The following is a 1515-nucleotide window of genomic DNA, read 5'->3' on the forward strand; positions in this document are numbered from 1 at the left end:
TTGTCTTAAGACTTCAAAAGAGGTTTCTTCATTGTTTTATGCTGTTATTTTTGACCAAAGGATGCCACTCATACCGTCTATCAAGACGCCGACCTAATTCATTCCCCTCTATAGGAAATTCACGAATATAGTTACAACGACATAAAAGCTCTAAAGCTTGCTTAACGGCTCCATTGTCTTTTAAAGACCTCCAACACCGTCTATAGATATCTCTTGCCGTAAAAACATCGGATAAATGATCACAGCGTTCAACAATTAATTTTGCCCGCTCTGCTGTTAATGTATCTCCTGCCGCATAAAGACGTTTTGCGTGACTTATCAGATATTTTTCCCAACGCAACGCTGTTTGAAGGGCGTCTTTATTGATTTCAAAACGACCTCCCTCAACAAGTTCAAAAATCAAGGCAAGGGTTGGTAGGGTTTTATTCATTTTCAAAAGATGTGCTTGTAAACTTGCAGAGAAATGCCCCCCTTTGACTGTTCTTTGAAAATTTTCCCACCATTCACGAAAGATCTCTTGAGCTTCAGCAGAAAAGCGTATGATAATGGGGTGTTTTGGTGATCCTAAAGGTTTATCATACAGAGAACGAAAGACCTCTTGATAACTTTCCCATGCTTTTTGATTGGGAGGTCTATCAATCCATAACCGCTCTTTTCGTTCATCGGGAAAGACCAGCATTTGAAATCGTTGCAATAAACCGTCATTATTGGTTCCATGGTGCATGGCTTGAATAATGGGAATAATTCGTGAAGGTTGAATGCCCCCAATGATGGAAATGGTTGCATTGGGAATGTGAATGGTTCCACGTCCTATACGGTCATAGGTGTATGATTTTTTGCCATTGAAAGCTGTTAGATAAAAAGCACGGTCTGTTTGATATTCCTTCCGTTCCAAATCAGATAAAAAACCAGATAACTCATCACGAACCATTAAGAGACCACGGGGGTTTTCTTTTAACAGTTCCCCAAGCTTTTCGACAGTGACATCATTGACAATAAGACGTCGTTTTCTAAGAGTATCATCGTCATCAGTTTCTTTATCTTCAAGAGATTGTGAAAGAAGAGCAAGGGCTTGTTCTTTGTCTTTATTCTTGAAGGCTTTATAAGCTTGTTTTTTCTTTTCTCGTTTGTCTAATTCCATGAGAATATCTTTAGTTTCTTGCTGCTTTTTCTTCTTTAACCATTCTTGATGCCATTCCTCTTGAAAAACATCGAGAGGGGTTAAAGCAGCTTCCATGGTATCTGTTTTCATAGTTGAAGGTTCTCCAACAATAGCTCCCCAGAGATTAGGAACAATTTCCCAATTGGCATGTTGTTTTGGAGCGATACGCACTCCATTACCGATAAGAGAAGCCAAACCACACAAAGCAGGGACAGCAATAAAATCGAGAGAAGATTGTTGGCTATCGGCAACATCATAAATATAGCGACTTAAACGTAAAGGCATTTGTGCAACGTGAAAAGGTTCAACGGGTAAAAGAGCATTCTCAATCGGCTTTAATTCCCCCCAACCAT

1 protein-coding gene is annotated in these 1515 nt (G+C 39.5%); it reads right to left on the reverse strand.

Going from position 1 to position 1515, the window contains the following annotated elements; all coding sequences use genetic code 11:
• Positions 1 to 28 precede the first annotated feature (28 nt).
• The coding region (locus ABD915_RS09600; RefSeq protein ID WP_345117716.1) for a YfjI family protein at positions 29 to 1515 on the reverse strand (1487 nt) is incomplete at its 5' end.

Origin of the sequence: Bartonella jaculi (assembly GCF_039543045.1) — a bacterium.
Classification (GTDB): domain Bacteria; phylum Pseudomonadota; class Alphaproteobacteria; order Rhizobiales; family Rhizobiaceae; genus Bartonella; species Bartonella jaculi.